Source organism: uncultured Clostridium sp. (genome assembly GCF_934754915.1).
Taxonomy (GTDB): Bacteria; Bacillota; Clostridia; order Clostridiales; family Clostridiaceae; genus Clostridium.
In genome coordinates, this window is the sequence record NZ_CAKVKB010000062.1 from 1 (window position 1) to 19,961 (window position 19,961).

13 protein-coding genes and 6 tRNA genes are annotated in these 19,961 nt (G+C 29.0%); 17 read left to right on the forward strand and 2 right to left on the reverse strand.

Annotated features, from left to right (window positions below; all coding sequences use genetic code 11):
• Position 1 precedes the first annotated feature (1 nt).
• From Q0F58_RS10620 to Q0F58_RS10695, 16 genes are all read left to right on the forward strand, one after another.
• Positions 2 to 77 (forward strand) — tRNA-Met (locus tag Q0F58_RS10620).
• 15 nt (positions 78 to 92) lie between these two features.
• Positions 93 to 181 (forward strand) — tRNA-Leu (locus Q0F58_RS10625).
• Positions 182 to 205: 24 nt separating this feature from the next.
• Positions 206 to 281, forward strand: a tRNA-Met gene (locus Q0F58_RS10630).
• 15 nt (positions 282 to 296) lie between these two features.
• Positions 297 to 385: transfer RNA gene (locus Q0F58_RS10635), tRNA-Leu, on the forward strand.
• 558 nt (positions 386 to 943) lie between these two features.
• Positions 944 to 3,340, forward strand: a complete 2,397-nt coding sequence (gene spoIIE / locus Q0F58_RS10640) for a stage II sporulation protein E (RefSeq protein ID WP_294376145.1) — start codon at positions 944 to 946, stop codon at positions 3,338 to 3,340.
• 132 nt (positions 3,341 to 3,472) lie between these two features.
• Positions 3,473 to 4,864: a tRNA lysidine(34) synthetase TilS gene (gene tilS, locus Q0F58_RS10645; RefSeq protein ID WP_294376149.1), complete on the forward strand. Its 1,392-nt coding sequence runs from the start codon at positions 3,473 to 3,475 to the stop codon at positions 4,862 to 4,864.
• A gap of 1 nt (position 4,865) precedes the next feature.
• Positions 4,866 to 5,405: a hypoxanthine phosphoribosyltransferase gene (hpt, locus tag Q0F58_RS10650; RefSeq protein ID WP_294376152.1), complete on the forward strand. Its 540-nt coding sequence runs from the start codon at positions 4,866 to 4,868 to the stop codon at positions 5,403 to 5,405.
• A gap of 43 nt (positions 5,406 to 5,448) precedes the next feature.
• Complete coding sequence (gene ftsH, locus Q0F58_RS10655; protein WP_294376154.1) at positions 5,449 to 7,254, forward strand: ATP-dependent zinc metalloprotease FtsH; 1,806 nt, start codon at positions 5,449 to 5,451, stop codon at positions 7,252 to 7,254.
• Positions 7,255 to 7,425: 171 nt separating this feature from the next.
• Positions 7,426 to 9,096 carry a formate--tetrahydrofolate ligase gene (locus Q0F58_RS10660; RefSeq protein WP_294376157.1) on the forward strand — a complete coding sequence of 557 codons (1,671 nt, stop codon included), beginning with the start codon at positions 7,426 to 7,428 and terminating at the stop codon, positions 9,094 to 9,096.
• Positions 9,097 to 9,225: 129 nt separating this feature from the next.
• Complete coding sequence (locus Q0F58_RS10665; protein ID WP_294376159.1) at positions 9,226 to 10,008, forward strand: type III pantothenate kinase; 783 nt, start codon at positions 9,226 to 9,228, stop codon at positions 10,006 to 10,008.
• An 8-nt stretch (positions 10,009 to 10,016) separates the two neighbouring features.
• Positions 10,017 to 10,982, forward strand: coding sequence for a tRNA dihydrouridine synthase DusB (gene dusB / locus Q0F58_RS10670; RefSeq protein ID WP_294376162.1), 966 nt, complete (start codon positions 10,017 to 10,019; stop codon positions 10,980 to 10,982).
• Between the two features lie 367 nt (positions 10,983 to 11,349).
• Positions 11,350 to 11,835, forward strand: a complete 486-nt coding sequence (gene greA, locus Q0F58_RS10675; RefSeq protein ID WP_294376165.1) for a transcription elongation factor GreA — start codon at positions 11,350 to 11,352, stop codon at positions 11,833 to 11,835.
• Positions 11,836 to 11,849: 14 nt separating this feature from the next.
• Positions 11,850 to 13,355 carry a lysine--tRNA ligase gene (gene lysS / locus Q0F58_RS10680; protein ID WP_294376168.1) on the forward strand — a complete coding sequence of 502 codons (1,506 nt, stop codon included), beginning with the start codon at positions 11,850 to 11,852 and terminating at the stop codon, positions 13,353 to 13,355.
• 331 nt (positions 13,356 to 13,686) lie between these two features.
• A tRNA-Asn gene (locus Q0F58_RS10685) sits at positions 13,687 to 13,761 on the forward strand.
• Between the two features lie 345 nt (positions 13,762 to 14,106).
• Positions 14,107 to 14,181, forward strand: a tRNA-Asn gene (locus Q0F58_RS10690).
• 352 nt (positions 14,182 to 14,533) lie between these two features.
• Positions 14,534 to 15,925 (forward strand): glycine--tRNA ligase, encoded by a 1,392-nt coding sequence (locus tag Q0F58_RS10695; protein ID WP_294376171.1) that lies wholly within the window; start codon positions 14,534 to 14,536, stop codon positions 15,923 to 15,925.
• Between the two features lie 467 nt (positions 15,926 to 16,392).
• On the opposite strand, the gene Q0F58_RS19635 is transcribed toward Q0F58_RS10695, so the two are convergent.
• Complete coding sequence (locus Q0F58_RS19635) at positions 16,393 to 16,617, reverse strand: acyltransferase family protein (protein WP_367118171.1); 225 nt, start codon at positions 16,615 to 16,617, stop codon at positions 16,393 to 16,395.
• 220 nt (positions 16,618 to 16,837) lie between these two features.
• Here Q0F58_RS19635 and murD point away from each other — a divergent pair, with 220 nt between their 5' ends.
• Positions 16,838 to 18,214 (forward strand): UDP-N-acetylmuramoyl-L-alanine--D-glutamate ligase, encoded by a 1,377-nt coding sequence (murD, locus tag Q0F58_RS10700; RefSeq protein WP_294376174.1) that lies wholly within the window; start codon positions 16,838 to 16,840, stop codon positions 18,212 to 18,214.
• Between the two features lie 76 nt (positions 18,215 to 18,290).
• Here the strand turns inward: murD and Q0F58_RS10705 are convergent, their stop codons facing one another.
• Positions 18,291 to 19,319: a DUF5050 domain-containing protein gene (locus Q0F58_RS10705; RefSeq protein ID WP_294376176.1), complete on the reverse strand. Its 1,029-nt coding sequence runs from the start codon at positions 19,317 to 19,319 to the stop codon at positions 18,291 to 18,293.
• Between the last annotated feature and the right edge of the window lie 642 nt (positions 19,320 to 19,961).

A 19,961-nucleotide genomic window follows, 5' to 3' on the forward strand; every position in this document is an offset into this window, starting at 1 on the left:
TCGCGGGGTGGAGCAGTTGGTAGCTCGTCGGGCTCATAACCCGAAGGTCGTAGGTTCAAGTCCTGCCTCCGCAACCATTTAAATATAGCCATGCCGAAGTGGCGGAACTGGCAGACGCACAGGACTTAAAATCCTGCGGTGGTTAAACACCGTACCGGTTCGATTCCGGTCTTCGGCACCAAGTATATATGTAAAAATGGTTTATCGCGGGGTGGAGCAGTTGGTAGCTCGTCGGGCTCATAACCCGAAGGTCGTAGGTTCAAGTCCTGCCTCCGCAACCATTTAAATATAGCCATGCCGAAGTGGCGGAACTGGCAGACGCACAGGACTTAAAATCCTGCGGTGGTTAAACACCGTACCGGTTCGATTCCGGTCTTCGGCACCAAGACTTAAGTAATTTACTTAAGTCTTTTTTGTTATATTTTTTTATAATATGTTCATGATAAATTATATATTCATATTTGAATTTATAGTATATATTGTGTGATTTATAGTTATTATAGATGAATATAATTTATTTGAAGGTAAATTTTTTTATATTATAATTTGGATTAAGTAATGTGATTTTACTATATATGTTCTAATTAATTATTTACAGTGAATGATAAGGCCTTTACATGGATTCTTGGATTATTGTGTAGTTCTATTATTAAAATATTCTATAAGAGTATGAAAAAATTTTTCTTATAAAATTCTAATAAATCAAGATTAGCGACAAATTTAACTTAATATAAAAATAATTTTCTTTTTGAATAGTTCTAATTATTAAGCAAATTTAAGGGGAATTATTCAAGTTTGAAATAGAAAAAATAAAAATAAATATTAGAGAATTTTAGATGAAGTTGTCCCAATAAAATTGTAATAAGGGTACATCTTATGACATTTATCTTAAAAATGCAGTGCTATAATCGAATTACATTATTTGGAAATGAGGCGAGAAAGCGTGCAGTATGAATTAAATGTAAATAAATATGAAGAAACAAAAAAGATTCAAAAGACAGGCAAAAAACTAGATATACGATTGCCGGTTGTAAGTTTATCTTTAATTTTTATAGTGGGGGTTTCACTTGGAAGAGTAAGTCTGCTGTTAAATCAATCTGATAGCAAAGGAATAGCTCCATTTGGAATTGCATATTTAATGGCTGTAGCCATAAGAAATAATAAACAGAAGAGTGTAGTTGCAGGGTTAAGTGTTTTGTTAGGGTACTTAACCATAAGTGATTCAATAAATGATGGAAATATGTATCTTGCGACAATAACATTATTGACAGTAGTTTATTTAATAGTACCTATTAATAAAAGAATTAAGAGAGAAGTTCTTGGAATTATTTTTATTTTGTGTACGTTTTTTATATATGGATTAGTTGTAAAAAAATATGAATTGGGTGTTAATGTTACATTATGCATTATAGAAACAACAATGATAATTCCTATATATTATGTAATTAAATACGCAGTTGATTCTATTGAGGAGTTTGATTATAAATATTTATTTTCAACAGAACAGTTAGTGAGTATAAGTATTTTATTCTGCTTGATTGTTTCAGGAATTGGCAATGTTAAAATTATGGATTATTCATTAAAAAATATATGTGCATTATTACTGGTTTTAAGTATTGCGTATATTGGTGGAGCAACATATGGGGCTATGATTGGAGTTTCTATGGGGATAATACTTGGTGTTGCATCAGGAGATATGATGTGGCATATAGGATTTTTCAGTGTAGGAGGTCTTATAGTAGGAATTTTCAAAGATACAGGGAAAATATTTTCAATACTTGCAGGAATTATTATTTATTTTGCATTAGGATTATATTCTGATACTTTGAATTTGAAATTTGGAATAGAAGTATTGTCTAGTTGTTTGTTATTTCTATGTATTCCTAGAACTGCATTTAAAAGTATTGAAATTGAAATAAATCCAGATAGAAAAAGAGAATTTATCGATGAAGGGAAATTAAATTGTATAAGAGAGGAGTTTACTTTTAAGCTAAGAGAATTGACAAATGTTTTAAATACAGTTTCAAGTTGTTTGGCAGCAACAACAGAAAATGAGAAGCTCATGATAAAGGGAAAAGGAAGTGCTTTGGTTGAGAATTTAGCTGATAGATGCTGCTCAAATTGTGAAAACAGACCTGCTTGTTGGGAGAGAGAATTTCAACAGACATATAATTCTTTTCAATCACTCATACAGAGTTATGAAGAAGACAGAATATGTATGCCTGCAGATTTAGAAAAGAGGTGCATACAGAGTTTCACTCTTTTAAGAAATGTTGAGAGTATAGTTGACAATAATACAGTAAATGGAATTATTAAGGAAAGACTTGCAGAAGGAAGGAGGCTTTTATCTTATCATATCGATAATGTATCAAGTACATTAAATACTTTACTTAATGATTTTAAAAAACAAGTTATAGTAAATAGTGATTTGGAAAAAATGGTGCGTCTAGCATTGAATAAAAAAAGTATAGATTATAATGATGTTTTTTGTTATACAGATATAAATGGTAAAATAAAAATAAAAATTAGCATGGATGATTATAAAGGAGATGATTATTTAAACAAGAAAGTAATGCCGTTATTAAAAAATATTACAAGAAAGAAATTATGTATATGTGAAGAAGAATGTAGCATTAATAGTGAGAAAGAAGAATATATTGTTAGTATTCAGGAGGAGTTTAAATTTTATATGGTATCATATAATGCTATGATACCTAGAGATGGAGAAAGTCAGATTGGAGATAGTTATTCTTTTGGAAATACGAAAGATGGAAGCTATATAACAATTTTAAGTGACGGAATGGGATTTGGGCCAGAGGCAGGGAATGAGAGCAGAGCTACAGTAAATCTTGTTGAGAAATTTATAGAATCAGGGTTTGATGAGAATATAACAGTTAATACAGTTAATTCTATAATGGGAATGAGGTTTGCTGAAGATGAAAAATATGCTACTTTAGATTTTAATAGAGTAGATTTATATAATGGCAGAGCTTCTTTTATTAAAATTGGTGCAGCACCAACTTTTATTAAACGAGGAAATGAAATAAAAATGATTACTTCTAAAAACTTGCCATTTGGGTTAGTGGATGAAGTAGAGGTTGATGTTATAAAGGAACAACTTCAAGCTGGAGATATTATAATTAGTGTCAGTGATGGGGTTTTAGATATAGATAAAGCAAATTCTGAAGAAAAAACATGGCTTGAAAATTATCTTACAATTGATAATTCAGATCCTAAAGACTTATCAGAGAAAATATTAAGTAAAGCAAAAAAAATGAGTGGAGGGAAAATTAAAGATGATATGACTGTAGTTGTATCAAAAGTTTATTTGGCAAGTTAATTAGAATTTATATAAATAAAACTAAGCTTAGTTTACAACTGGTAATGGTAAATTTAACAATAATGTTTACTTTTTAATATTATATACGTAAAATATATTATACAGTGATATGTAAATAGGAAGTGTTTATTATTGTATAAAAAAGTAATGTCTTATATAAAGGATAATAATTTAATTAAATCTGGAGATAAAATTTTGGTTGCTTTATCTGGTGGACCAGATTCTGTATGCCTTTTAAATATATTATATAATTTAAAAAAGGAACTCGATATAGAAATTGGAGCAGCTCATTTAAATCATTTATTAAGAAATGAGGATGCTTTTGAAGATGAAAAATATGTTAAAGAATTATGTGAGAGTTTAGGAATTCCTTGTTTTATAAAACAAGTTGATATAAATAAATATTCAAAAGAAAAAAAGATATCATCAGAAATGGCAGGAAGAGAAGCAAGATATGATTTTTTTGATGAGATTACCAAAAAATATGGATATAGTAAAATAGCAACTGCACACAATGCTAATGATCAGGCTGAAACTATTCTTTTCAGATTAATGAGAGGAACTGGCATAGAAGGTTTATGTGGAATTAAGGTGAACAGGGGGAATATTATAAGGCCAATATTATGTTTAACAAGAAAAGAGATTGAAGAATATATTAAAAAAAATAATTTCAATCCAAGAATTGATAAAACTAATTTTGAAAAAATTTATAATAGAAATAAAATCCGATTGGATATACTTCCTTATATTAAGGAAAATTTTAATGAAGATATAATACAGACATTAAATAGAATGTCTGTATTATTACAAAAAGATAATCAATTTATAGAACAGTCAGCGAGGAGTTTTTATGAAAAATATTGTATAGAACAGTCTGATTATTTTATAATAAAGAAGGAAATGTTCAATATAGATGAAGCTATAATAACTAGGGTTATTAGAAATGCTGTTACTAAGTTTTCAAAAACTCATTATGATTTTGAAATGAAACATATATATGAAATTTATAATCTAGCTAAAAATAGTTCGGGTAAAATTGTAGATTTACCTAACAAAATTTATGCTGAAAATATATATGGAGACATATACATAAAAGAGAAAGGGAACATTAATAATAATTTAAATCAGGAGATAACAATTAATAAAAATGATATAATAGGTAAAAAGACTGTTTTTGGGAATGAAGTTTTTGATTTTTCATTAATAAGTAGAGATTCCAATATAAATTTAAAACAAGATAAAAATGTAAAGTATTTTGATTTTGATAAAATTAATAATTGTGTTTCAATAAGATTTAGAAGAAATGGTGATAAAATAATACCTTTAGGTATGAATGGCTATAAGAAATTAAAGGATATATTTATAGATATGAAAATACCTAAAGAAAAAAGAAACAGTACAGCACTTTTATGTTTTGATAAAGAAATAGCATGGATAGTTGGAATCAGAATTTCTGAACAGTTTAAGATTACTAATGAAACAAAAAATATATTGAAAGTAATTGTTAAAGGAAAGGAAAAGTAATATGAGGGAAGATTTACAAGAGGTACTATTTTCAGAAGAAGTTTTAAGCAAAAAAGTTAAAGAACTTGCAGAACAAATAAGTAAGGATTATGCTGGAAAAGAATTGGTAGTTGTAGGAATTTTAAAAGGATCAGTTGTATTTACAGCAGAGCTTATAAAAAATATTGATGTTTATTGTGAATTGGATTTCATGGCAGTATCAAGTTATGGAAATTCAACAGAAACTTCAGGAGTGGTTAGAATCTTAAAAGATTTAGACAGCAGTGTTGAAGGAAAGCATATACTAATAGTTGAAGATATTGTTGATACAGGAACTACTTTGAGCTATCTTCTTAAATACCTTAAAGCTAGAAAAGCAGCCAGCATAGAAATAGTAGCATTATTAAATAAGCCAGCAAGAAGAAAAGTTGAACTTCCAGTAAAATACATAGGATTTGAAGTTCCTGATGCTTTTATAGTTGGTTATGGAATTGATTATGCTGAGAAATATAGAAATTTACCTTATATAGGTATATTAAAGCCAGAAATATATGAAAAATAATATATTGTTTAATTTGCAGTAAATTTAGAGAGGGGGGCCCTAAATGAAGAAATATTCAAGTGCAGCTGTCTGGATTGTTTGTACAGTTATGATTGTTTTAGCAGCACTTACTATGTGGCAGACTAGAAAAAATTCTAGTGATATTGCTTATAGTTCATTTATTCAAAAATGGGAGTCGAATGAAATACAGAGCATAGTCATTAAAGAGGATGAAATGACAGTTGAAGGTAAAACTAATGATGGCAAGACCTTCACTACATATGTTCCAGGTCAATTAATAAATTCTTTGATAGAAGAAAAACCAAATGAAAATGTTAAGGTGGCTTTTGAAGCGCCATCTAATAATTCAACATGGATGCCGATTGTATTGCCTTGTGTATTATTTGGAGGAGTTATATTGATATTCATGTTTGTAATGACTCAGCAAGCACAAGGTGGCGGTGGCGGTCGAGGAGTTATGAATTTTGGTAAAAGTAAAGCCAAAATGATGGCACCAGATAGTCAAACAGTCAGATTTAGTGATGTTGCAGGAGCCGATGAAGAAAAGGCAGAATTACAAGAAATAGTAGAATTTTTAAAGATGCCATCTAAATACATTCAGATGGGTGCAAGAATACCTAAGGGGGTTTTATTAGTGGGACCTCCAGGAACAGGTAAAACATTATTAGCAAAAGCTATAGCAGGAGAAGCTGGAGTACCATTTTTCAGCATTTCAGGTTCTGATTTTGTTGAAATGTTTGTTGGTGTTGGTGCTTCTAGGGTAAGAAGTATGTTTGAAGAAGCTAAGAAAAATTCACCTTGTTTAATATTTATAGATGAAATTGATGCTGTAGGTAGACAAAGAGGTGCTGGTCTTGGTGGTGGTCATGACGAAAGAGAGCAGACATTAAATCAGCTTTTGGTTGAGATGGATGGTTTTGGAGTTAATGAAGGTATTATAATGATTGCAGCAACTAATAGACCAGACATACTTGATCCTGCATTACTAAGACCAGGAAGATTTGATAGACAGATAGTTGTTGGGGCACCTGATGTTAAAGGGAGAGAAGAAATTCTTAAAGTTCACACAAGAAATAAGCCTCTTGGACCAGATGTGGATTTAAAAGTGCTTGCAAGAAGAACTCCAGGATTTTGTGGAGCAGATTTGGAGAACTTGGCTAATGAAGCGGCATTACTTGCAGTTCGTACAAATAAAAAAGTAATCTCAATGGAAGAAATGGAAGAAGCAATTACAAGAGTTATTGCAGGTCCTGAAAAAAAGAGTAAAGTTATAACTGAACATGATAAAAAGCTTACTGCATATCATGAAGCAGGGCATGCAATTATTATGAGATTACTTCCAAATTGTGATCCAGTTCATGAAATAAGCATAATTCCAAGAGGAAGAGCTGGTGGATACACAATGCATCTTCCTAAAGAAGATACTTCATATACTTCTAAAGCAAAATTAAAAGATGAAATGGTAGGACTTTTAGGAGGAAGAGTTGCTGAAAAATTAATCATGGGAGACATCAGTACTGGTGCTAAAAACGATATTGATAGAGCTAGTAATATAGCTAAAAGTATGGTAATGGAATATGGTATGAGTGATGAAATTGGTACAATATCATATGGATCAGGACATGATGAAGTATTTCTTGGAAGAGATTTAGGAAAAAGCAGAGATTTTAGTGAAGAAATTGGAGCTAAAATTGATAAAGAAATTAAGAGATTTATTGATGAAGCTTATGATCAAGCGCATAAATTGCTAAGAGAAAATACAAGCAAATTACATGCTGTAGCTCAAGCGTTAATAGAAAAAGAAAAATTAGATGCAGATGAATTTGAAGAAATATTTGTAAATAATTAAGAAAATGCCTGTTTAGAAATCTAAACAGGCATTTTTAATTTTTTGAATTATAAATATCACGAATGTTTTGTTGCTTTAAAATGATAACATTCGAAAATTGCTTTTAAAATATTCAGTGAGATGATATAATTAGAATACAATGTATATATGATATCAGGGGGAGTAAATACAATGAAAAGTGATATTCAAATAGCGCAAGAAGCAAAAATGGAACCAATTAAAAACATTGCAGAAAAAATGGGGCTTTGTGAAGATGATATTGAGTACTATGGAAAGTATAAATGTAAAATATCTTTAGATGTATATGATAAAGTTAAAGATAAAAAAGATGGTAAACTTGTTTTAGTTACAGCTATAAATCCAACACCAGCAGGGGAAGGAAAATCAACTGTTACAGTAGGTCTTGGTCAAGCTTTAAACAAAATGGGCAAAAATACAGTAATAGCATTAAGAGAACCTTCTCTAGGTCCTGTTTTTGGAATTAAAGGAGGAGCAGCAGGTGGTGGATATGCTCAGGTTGTTCCTATGGAAGATATTAATCTTCATTTCACTGGAGATATGCATGCTATAACTTCAGCAAATAATTTACTAAGTGCAGCTATAGACAATCATATTCATCAAGGAAATGCTTTAAGAATAGATTCAAGAAGAATATTATTCAAAAGAGTAATGGATATGAATGATAGATCATTAAGACATATAGTTATTGGAATGGGTGGAAAAGCTAATGGATTTGTAAGAGAAGATGGATTTACAATTACTGTTGCTTCAGAAATAATGGCTATATTATGTTTAGCAAGTGATTTAGAAGATTTGAAAGAAAGAATGGGAAATATATTAGTTGCATATAATTTAGATGGAGAACCTGTATATGCAAAACAATTAGAAGTTCAAGGTGCAATGGCATTATTGATGAAAGATGCAATAAAACCTAATTTAGTTCAGACTTTAGAAAATACACCAGCATTAATTCATGGAGGTCCATTTGCAAATATAGCTCATGGATGTAACTCTATAATGGCTACTAAACTTGCATTAAAACTTGGAGATATTGCTATTACTGAAGCTGGATTCGGTGCTGATTTAGGTGCTGAAAAATTCTTTGATATAAAATGCAGATATGGTAATTTAAAACCTGACTGTGCAGTTATAGTTGCAACAATAAGAGCATTAAAACATCATGGTGGGGTTGCTAAAGCTGATTTGAATACACCAAATGTTGAAGCTCTAGCAAAAGGAATATCAAATTTGGAAAAGCAGATAGAAAATATAAAGAAATTTAATGTAATACCTGTAGTTGCAATAAATAAATTTGTTTCAGACAGTGATGAAGAAGTTGCGTACATAAAAGACTTCTGTAATAAAGCAGGAGTTAAGGTTGCTCTATCAGATGTATGGGCAAAAGGAGGAGAAGGAGGAGTAGAACTTGGAAATATCATAATAGATATTTTAGAAAATAATACTTCAGATTTCACTCCAATCTATGATGAAAAAGAAACAATAGAAGAAAAAGTTTTAACTATAGCAAAAGAAATGTATGGAGCATCTAAGGTAAATTATACTCCAGAAGCTAAGAAACAAATTGCGGAATTAGAAAAATTTAATTTAGATAAACTTCCTATATGTATGGCAAAAACACAATATTCTTTATCAGATAATGCAAGTCTTCTTGGAAGACCAGAAGGATTTGAAATTACAGTAAAAGAAGTTAGGGTTTCAAATGGAGCTGGATTTGTAGTAGTACAGACTGGTAATATAATGACAATGCCTGGATTACCAAAAGTACCAGCAGCTAATAAGATGGATGTTCTTAAAAGTGGAGAAATAATAGGATTATTCTAAAATATATGTGAAGCTATTGACAAATAAGCAGAAATTGTTAAAATTAAATTGTTATTTTTAAGAAATTTCTAGAATAAAAGCAGCTCTCGGAGCTGCTTTTAATTTAATTATATTAAGGTGGTGCTTTTAATGATCCTACTTGTAGATGCAGGTAATACCAACATTGTGTTAGGTGTACATGACGGAAAAGACTATATTGCAAGCTGGCGTATTTCAAGTGAAGGAAGTAAAACTTCTGATGAATATGCTATTCAGGTTATGCAGTTATTTCATTTTAATAGTATCGATCCTAAAGAAATTGAAGGAGTTATAGTTTCATCTGTTGTACCTAATATAATGCATTCTCTAGAAAATATGCTTAGAAAATGTTTTTGTCATGAGCCGATAATAGTTGGACCAGGAATAAAAACAGGAATTAACATAAAATATGATAATCCAAGAGAAGTAGGAGCAGACAGAATAGTAAATGCTGTTGCTGCTTATGAAATATATAAAAGACCTGTTATAATAATAGACTTTGGAACAGCAACTACATTCTGTGCAGTTAAAGGAAATGGTGATTATCTTGGTGGATGTATATGTCCAGGAATAAGAATATCTTCTGATGCTCTATTTGAAAGAGCTGCAAAGCTGCCAAGAGTAGAATTAGAAGTGCCAAAAAATATAATATGTAAAAATACTGTTACAAGTATGCAGGCGGGTATTTTATTTGGTTATATTGGGCAAGTTGAATATATAGTTAAGAAAATGAAAGAAGAAATGAAGAAACTTAATACTAATGAAGAACCCTTAGTTGTAGCAACAGGAGGTTTAGCTAATCTTATAGCAAAAGAAACTGATGTTATTGATAAGGTAGATTCTGGATTAACATTAGAGGGGTTAAAGATATTATATTATAAAAATAAGGAGTAAAATATATAATGAATATAGGTAATTTAACCTTTGAAAATAATGTGTTTTTAGCACCTATGGCAGGTGTTACAGATATATCATTTAGAGGATTATGTAAAGAAATGGGCTGTGGGCTTGTTTATACTGAAATGGTAAGTGCAAAAGCATTATATTATGGAAGTGAAAACACTCAATCTTTATTGAGAATTGCTGATGAAGAAAAACCTGTTGCAGTTCAGATATTTGGAAGGGAACCTGAAATAATGGCTCAGATGGTTCAAGAATATTTTAATCATCGAGATGATATATGTATAATAGATATAAATATGGGATGCCCTGCTCCTAAGATAGTTAAAAATGGAGAAGGTTCGGCACTTATGAAAGAACCAGAATTAGCATATAAAATAGTAGAAAAAATAAAAAAGGTTTCATTAAAACCTGTGACTGTAAAGTTTAGAAAAGGGTTTGATGATGAAAATATAAATGCAGTAGAATTTGCTAAGGGAATGGAACAATCTGGTGCTGATGCAATTGCAATTCATGGAAGAACAAGAAAACAGATGTATCAAGGAAAGGCTGACTGGGATATAATAAGAAAGGTTAAGGAAAGTGTATCTATACCTGTTATAGGAAATGGAGATGTATTTTCTGCTGATGATGCATTGAGAATGAAAGAAACTACAAATTGTGATGGAATTATGATTGCAAGAGGAAGTCAAGGTAATCCATGGCTCTTTAAACAAATAAGAGATGTACTCGAAGGCAGAGAACCTAAAGAAGTCACAAATAAGGAACGTGTTGATATGTGTCTAAGACACTATGAATTAGCTATAAAATATGATGGAGAATACAAAGCTATACGAGAAATGAGAAAACATGCTTCTTGGTATATAAAAGGATTGCCTAAATGTACAGAAATCAGAAATGAAATAAATATTTTGAATGACAGCAGCCAAGTTATGCAAATTTTAAGAGAGTATAGTAATCAAGTATAAGGTATAAATTTTTATATTAGAGGTATTAGTAAATCTTTATATGAATATAGATAGTATATATTTTAATATAGATGCTATACTAAATAAGAATATATACAGAAGTTATTGTGAATTCACTTAAGCTGTTAACATGGCAAAGTGCATTTATTGACATATCATATGGGCTGATTTATAATTAGTTAAATGATTTCGAGGCTGAAGAACTGTTTAGAGTATTGGGCTGAGAGAAATATTTATTAAAAATAACTCTGTTTATAAAACAGAGTTTATGTGAGTTGTTTAACAAATAAGCTGATAAATGAATACTGATCATTTGTGAGCAGATATTAAAATAAATATTATTAGGTTTTAAAGGGGAGTACCGCATATGAGCGAAAACAAGAAACAATATGTAATGACTTATGAAGGTGTTAAGAAATTAGAAAATGAATTAGAATATTTAAAAACTGTTAAAAGAAAAGAAATAACTGAAAAAATAAAAGTAGCTTTAGGTTATGGAGATTTAAGTGAAAACTCAGAATATGATGAAGCTAAAAATGATCAGGCATTCACAGAAGGAAGAATTGTAACATTAGAAAATATGTTAAAGAATGCTGTTGTAGTTGATGAATCAGAAATATCAAATGATGTTGTTTCAGTTGGTTCAAAAGTTAAGGTTAAAGATTATGAATTTGATGAAGAAGTTGAATATTCAATTGTAGGTTCAGCAGAAGCAGATCCTATGAATTATAAAATATCAAACGAATCACCAGTAGGAAGAGCTTTAATAGGCAAAAAGAAAGGCGATATAGTAGAAGTACAGATTCCAGATGGTATTAATAAGTTTGAAATATTAGAAATAAGTAGAAGTTAATTGGAGGTACAATAATGTCAACAGAAGAAATGAGTATGCAAGAGTTAGAATCTCAATACAGTGAACAGGAAAATCTAAGAAGAGAGAAACTAGCAGAGTTACAAAATGCAGGAAAAGATCCATTTGACGTTTATAAGGTAGACAGAACACACACATCAGCACAGGTTAAAGAAAATTATGATGAATTAGAAGGTAAAGAAGTAACTGTTGCCGGTAGAATAATGTCTAAAAGAGGCCAGGGAAAAGTTGTATTCTCAGATATCCATGATAGAGATGGAAAAATACAGTTATTTTTAAAGATTGATAAAGTTGGAGAAGAAAATTTAAAACAGTATAAAACATTTGATATAGGTGACTGGGTAGTTGCTACAGGAGAAGTGTTTAAAACAAGAACAGAAGAAGTTACTGTAAATGTAAATACTTTTGAGTTAATTTGTAAATCGTTAAAACCATTACCAGAAAAGTTCCATGGTTTAAAAGATCCTGATTTAAGATATAGACAAAGAGAAGTTGATATAATTACAAATCCAGAAGTTAAAGACACATTTGTTAAGAGAAGTAGAATTATATCAGCTATGAGAGAATTTTTAGATAATAAGGGATTCTTAGAAGTAGAAACTCCAATTCTTTCTCCAATTGCTGGTGGAGCTGCAGCAAAACCATTTATAACTCATCATAACACTTTAGATATGGATATGTATTTAAGAATTGCTCCAGAGTTATATTTAAAGAGATTGATAGTTGCTGGATTTGAAAAAGTTTATGAAATTGGAAGAAACTTTAGAAATGAAGGAATGTCAGTTAGACATAATCCAGAATTTACAGCAATTGAATTATATGAAGCATACTCAGATTATAATGACATGATGGAAATAACAGAAAACATGGTTGCTTATGTTTGTGAAAAAGTAAATGGAACTACTAAGGTTACATATCAAGGAACAGAAATTGACTTTATGCCACCTTGGAGAAGAGTTACTATGGTTGATGTAGTAAAGGAATATGCAGGTATAGATTTTGCTTCAATTAAATCCGATGAAGAAGCACAAGCTATAGCAAAAGAAAAGAACTTAGAATTTCCTAAACCATTAAATACAGTAACTAAAGGTGAAGTTCTTAATGCTTTATATGAAGAATTTGGTGAAGCTAACATGATTCAACCAACATTTGTTATAGATTATCCAGTGGAAAATTCACCTCTTACTAAGAAAAAGAGAGGAAATGCTGCATTCACTGAAAGATTTGAAGCATTTGTATTTGGTAGAGAATTAGGTAATGCATATTCAGAATTAAATGATCCTATAGTTCAAAGACAAAGATTTGAACAACAAGCTAAAGAAAGAGAATTAGGTGATGATGAAGCTTATATGCTTGATGAACAATTTATGAGTGCATTAGAAACAGGTATGCCACCAACAGGAGGTTTAGGTATAGGAATAGATAGACTTATAATGTTCTTAACTGATTCAGCATCTATAAGAGACGTTATATTATTCCCTACAATGAAGCCTCAAAAGTAGATTGTATTAGGTTAATATTAAAATAAAAGATTTTATTAAATAAGCATTGAAGTTAAAGACACTTTTTTGAAAAAGAATTTAAAAAAGTGTCTTTTTTACTTTATAATATTGATTTATATTTATTTTTAATGAATTTAGATGAATGATAAAATGAATTCAAGTTTGTATTAGTAATATTATGAAATAATTTTCCTTAATATATTAAAGTGTAAATTGGATATACGCAATAATACCTATATAATTAAATTAAATAAGGAAAGAAATTATGGAATAATAAACAAAAGTATTGCATAAACATAAGAACCTGTTATAATAAATTAAGTAATGACGTTCCGCGATAGCTCAATGGTGGAGCACTCGGCTGTTAACCGATAGGTTGGAGGTTCGAGTCCTCTTCGCGGAGCCATTTTTTTATCTTTTTTCATGATAGTTAATTATAAGAAGTGTCGCATTGAATATGCGATATTTTTATTTTATGATAAAAAGCTATTGAAAAGAATTGAACAGTTAATAGAATTTTTAAAGTTTCTCAAATAATGTGAAAATATTTAGTTTGTAATTTTAAATTTGATATATTACATTATAATTATCCTTTTTGAATTTCAAGTCTTGTATTTCAATGAGAGTTTGAATGTAATTGTAATAGAGCATATTATTAATAAAAAAATAAAAATAAAAATTGATGATTAAAAAATATAAAAATGTGTTGCAAAAAATAGAAAACCTGTTATAATAGATTAAGTAATGACGTTCCGCGATAGCTCAATGGTGGAGCACTCGGCTGTTAACCGATAGGTTGGAGGTTCGAGTCCTCTTCGCGGAGCCATTTTTTTTATCTTTTTTTATTTTATATGGAAATGTAATGAGATTTATATAGGATTTAATTTGTGAATTTTATCCAAGTAAAGATTCTTCATATTGACATATAAAAACAATTTGTTAAAATTAGATGTATAAATTAAATATGCATGTTGATAAAGAAGAGTAATTTAAAAATCATTTCTAGAGAGATAATGTGTGGTGGGAATTATTATTGATTTTAAATGAATGGAACTTTTGAGTGTGATTGAGAAAGATGGACTTTAAGTCAAGAAGGGTGGAACCGCGGAATAATAATTTCGTCCCTTTGTGATTAGAGTCTTTTTATTTTATAAAAATATATTTTGGAGGGATAAATCATGGCAGTAGAAAAAACAATGGATAAAATCGTAGCTCTTTGTAAAAATAGAGGTTTTGTATTTCCAGGGTCAGATATATATGGAGGACTTGCAAACTCATGGGATTATGGTCCATTAGGTGTTGAATTTAAGAATAATGTAAAGAAGGCATGGTGGAAGAAATTCGTTCAGGAAAGTCCTTATAATGTAGGATTGGATTCGGCAATATTAATGAACCGTGAAGTATGGGTTGCATCAGGACATGTAGGTGGTTTCTCGGATCCATTAATGGATTGTAAAGAATGTAAAGCTAGATTCAGAGCAGATAAACTTGTAGAAGATCATATGACAGCTAATGGAGCAGAAGTGGCAAGTGCTGATGGATGGACAAATGAACAATTAAAGGATTATATTGAAAAAAATAATATAGTATGTCCTAAATGTGGAAAGATGAATTATACAGAAATAAGAAAATTCAACCTTATGTTTAAGACATTTCAGGGTGTTACTGAAGATGCTAAATCAGAAATATATTTAAGACCTGAAACAGCGCAAGGTATATTTGTAAACTTTAAAGCTGTTCAAAGAACTTCAAGAAAGAAAATACCATTTGGTATAGCTCAAATAGGTAAATCATTTAGAAATGAAATAACACCAGGTAATTTTACTTTCAGAACAAGAGAATTTGAACAAATGGAATTAGAATTCTTCTGTAAACCAGGAACAGATTTAGAATGGCATAAATATTGGAAAGATTATTGTTGGAATTTCTTACTTAACTTAAATGTAAAACCAGAAAATTTAAGAATGAGAAATCACGGAGAAGAAGAATTATCATTCTACTCAAATGCAACATCTGATATTGAATATTTATTCCCATTTGGATGGGGTGAATTATGGGGAATAGCAGATAGAACTGACTATGACTTAAATAAACATCAAGAACATTCAGGACAGGATTTAAGTTATTTAGATCAAACAACTAATGAGAAATATATACCATATGTTATAGAGCCATCATTAGGTGCAGATAGAGTTGCGTTGGCATTTTTAATTGAAGCTTATGATGAAGAAGAATTAGAAGGTGGAGACTCAAGAACTGTGTTACATTTACATCCTGCTTTAGCTCCATTTAAAGCAGCTATATTACCACTTTCAAAGAAACTTTCAGACAAAGCATTAGAAGTATATGCAGATTTAAGCAAAAAATTCAATTTGGATTTTGATGAAACAGGAAGTATTGGAAAAAGATATAGAAGACAAGATGAAATTGGAACTCCATACTGTATAACAATAGATTTTGAAACATTAGAAGACGGTGCTGTTACTATAAGAAACAGAGATACTATGGAACAGGAAAGAATCAAAATAAGTGAACTTGAATCATATATTCAAAAAAGCTTAGAATTTTAATTAAAAAATTACTTATTGATGTTAAGAATCAATAAGTAATTTTTTTTGATGAGATGTTATATGTCGACCTAAAATAATAGGAAAGTAGTTATTTAATATAAATATTATAGGTAATTCTAGTATTATAATAAAAGCAAATGTCAAGAGTTCATAGTAATTTTTATATATATTTATGCTATATCTATAAACTAATTTATGTAGATAATTTGAATAGATAGTAATCAAAATTATATGCGTTCCCATAATAATTAATGAATTTTTACCTAAATGAGATAGAGCTTTATTTTTATTTATCTTTTTACTTAAAAATATAATAGATAGTGAACCTAATACACTATTAAAGGTATATATAATTACATTATTAAATTTCAGTTCAAAACAATAATGTAATGATAATGAATTCTGCATATATGAAAAAAGTAACAAGAAAAAGAAATTAATAAGTGCAAAAGAAAAGTATGGAATTATTAAGCTTTTAAATTTTTTAATATTGTTTCTTTAAATGAAATTTTATCTTTTTTGAAGTTTAAAAGGTATCCGGATATTATAAAAAATAATGGTATATGAAAAGAATATAACCAAATTCTAATCAGATTATTTTGGTTATATAAAATATGCCCAAGTACAACTAAAACAATAGCAATACCTTTTAAAATATCAATAAAATTTAATCTGGTTTTAATTTTGTTCACCTTCTTATGTATTAAAATAATGTATATGTTATAATATGGTTTAGTAGTTATTAAATATACGATGATTGATTTCAATGTACAATATTAAGTATAACAGTATTTAACATTTAATTAAAGTGTTACTACATTAAGGAAAATATGTGTATTATACAAGATGAATATTTGTAATGATATAATTGAAGTAGTGGATTATATAAATAATTTCAGGTGGAGGATAATTATGAAAAAAGACTTTAATGAATTTAAGCAGTATATATATGGTAAGAAAGTTGCAGTTGTAGGTATAGGCGTAAGTAATATTCCATTGATAAATTTCCTTTTAAAGTTAGGAGCAAATGTAACTGGTTTTGATAAAAAGACAAAGGAACAACTTGGAGATGTCGCTGTAGATTTTAAAAGAAAAGGAGTAAAGCTTGAATTAGGTGAAGGTTATCTGGATAAATTAACAGGATATGAAGTGGTGTTCAAGAGCCCATCAATGAGAATTGACAGTGACGCTTTAGTTAGAGTAAAAAATGAAGGAGCATATGTTACTTCTGAGATGGAGGAGTTTGTAAGATATACAAAAGGGAAAATCTATGCTGTTACAGGAAGTGATGGAAAAACAACAACAACTACAATAATTTCTAAATTATTAAAAGAACAAGGATATAAAACTTGGGTTGGAGGAAATATAGGAACTCCATTATTTGCTGAGATAGAAAATATAAAAGATGAAGATAAAGTTGTTTTGGAGTTATCTAGTTTTCAACTTATGACTATGACTCAACCTATAGATGTTGCAGTATGTACAAATTTAGCACCAAATCATTTAGATATGCATAAAGATATGCAGGAATATATAGATTCAAAGAAAAACATATTCTTATATCAGAATTCAGATGATATATTAGTTGTTAATAGGGAAAATGAGATAACTTATAATTTTGAAAAAGAAGCAAAAGGCATTATAAGAGAATTTAGTTCTAAAAGAAAGATAGAAAATGGAGCATACTATGAAGATGGTGTTCTATATTTAGAAGGTAAAGAAGTATGCAAGAAAGAAGATATAGTAATAAAAGGTATGCACAACGTTGAAAATTATCTTGCTGCTTTTATAGCAACTAAAGATGAAGTTTCTATTGAAACAATGAAAAAAGTTGCTATGACATTTACAGGAGTAGAACATAGATGTGAATTCATACGAGAAATTGATGGAGTTAAATATTATAATGATTCAATAGCATCAAGTCCTACAAGAACATTGGCTGGATTAAGAGCTTTTGATAAGAAGGTTATACTGATTGCAGGAGGGTATGATAAACATATACCATTTGAACCATTAGCTTATGAAGGATATCCTTATATAAAAGAATTGGTGCTTGTAGGAGCTACTAGTGATAAAATTGCAGATGTATTTAAAAAGCTTGAAGATGAAAAGGGAGTAAAAGTTGATATAAAGAGAGCATCTACATTAGAAGAAGCTGTTTCTATATGTAAATCAATGGCTGAAGCAGGTGATGTTGTAACATTGTCTCCTGCATGTGCCGCTTTTGATATGTTTGCAAATTTTATGGTTAGAGGAAATACATTTAAAAAGATTGTTAATTCATTATAAAAAATAAAGATATAAAAAGAAGATATTATAGATGTCAAAAATCAATCTATAATATCTTCTTTATTTATTGTTAAATTTATTTATTGTTAAATTTACTATAGTAAATATTATTTACATTAACACCTGGATTATAAAATATACCAGAAGGTGTTAAATAGTAACTGTTTATTCCAAATGATAATTCAAGAGATGTGGTAACTTCAGAATTATTATCTATAGAAAGTGAATAAAGATTATTCATATCATCATTATTTATAAAATAAATGGAATCATTAATTGTTTGAAGTTGAAAGCCATTCATTATTTTTAATCTCTTAGATTCTAATGTCTCAGGATTTATTGAATATAAATTATTATTATCTGAAGAATTAAAGAATAATATTTGGTTTTGGTAAGTTATAAAACTATTAGCAGTATAATCAGTTAATTTTTGTTTTTCGGTGTTATCTGATTTTATAGAATATAATTTTGAATTATCACTTAAATTTTGATAAATAATATAATCTCCATTAACTATATATTGCCCAACAGAATCACTTGTGACAAGAGATGATTGAGAAGTTGAAGAATCAAATACATATAGGCGGTTTTCATCTGCTTTGTTTATATAATAAATTAATTTGTCTGCTATAATCATTTGATTTATAGAATGATTATTTAATTTTTTAACTTCTTTAGTTGAGATTTTACATGAATAGAGATTATTATTTTCGGAACTGTTAGCAAAATATAAGTATTCACCGATTATTCCTATATTATCAGAAGAATAGTCAATGAAATCTTTCACAGACTCGCTTTCTAGTATATTTTCAGGTAAAGGATCAGGAATAATTGATATTCTGTTATTTTCATCTGGATTGCTGAAGATTAAATCTGTGCCATTAAAAATAAAAGGACAGAAGTAAGATGATTCACCATTAATTCTGAAATCAGATTTAGATGATGATATGGAATTATCATCATTATTATATGTTGTACTTGTAGCAGTTATAGAGGAAGAAGAATTTGAATTAGAAGAGTCAGAATTTGAATTTTCAGATTTTCCACATCCTGCTAAAGTTAATATGTTTATAGATAAAAGTATACAAATTAATTTTTTTTTCATTGATTGAGTCTCCTTGTAATTTGATTCAAAGATTATAATTCATAATATTGAAAATATAATCTGATTTTATTATTTATACAATGTATATATATAAATTTCGTATAAAAAGTTTAAATACTAAATAGAAAAAAGCTTTTTATACATTAAAAGTTAGAATTTAAGAGCCTTAAATTGAATATAAGAAAATAACAATGCTAAGAAAATTAAAGTAAAAGTAAAATTATTTGGAATAATAATGTAAAAAATGAAAATTGAAGAGGGAGTAATAAAGATAACATTTCCTGGCGTATCTATTAATGAAATAATAAGTATATTAAAGATATATAGAGATATATACATATAAATTACGCTAATAAAATATATTAGCTTAATTAATTATAAAAAACATGATATCATAATATTCGTTGTCAGGGGGAAACACCTAATAACAAAACAAAATTAGCTGAAAAGTTGAAAAAATATTTTAAAATAAATGTTGACAACAAAGGCTAATGATGATATGATAAGAAAGCGGTCGAGAGAGGCCGGTAAGATCTTTGAAAATTGAACAGAATATGATATAAATTTTAAGTAAACCAGCAATTCTTTATTTGAGTAAGCTAAGATTAAACTTTTTATTGAGAGTTTGATCCTGGCTCAGGA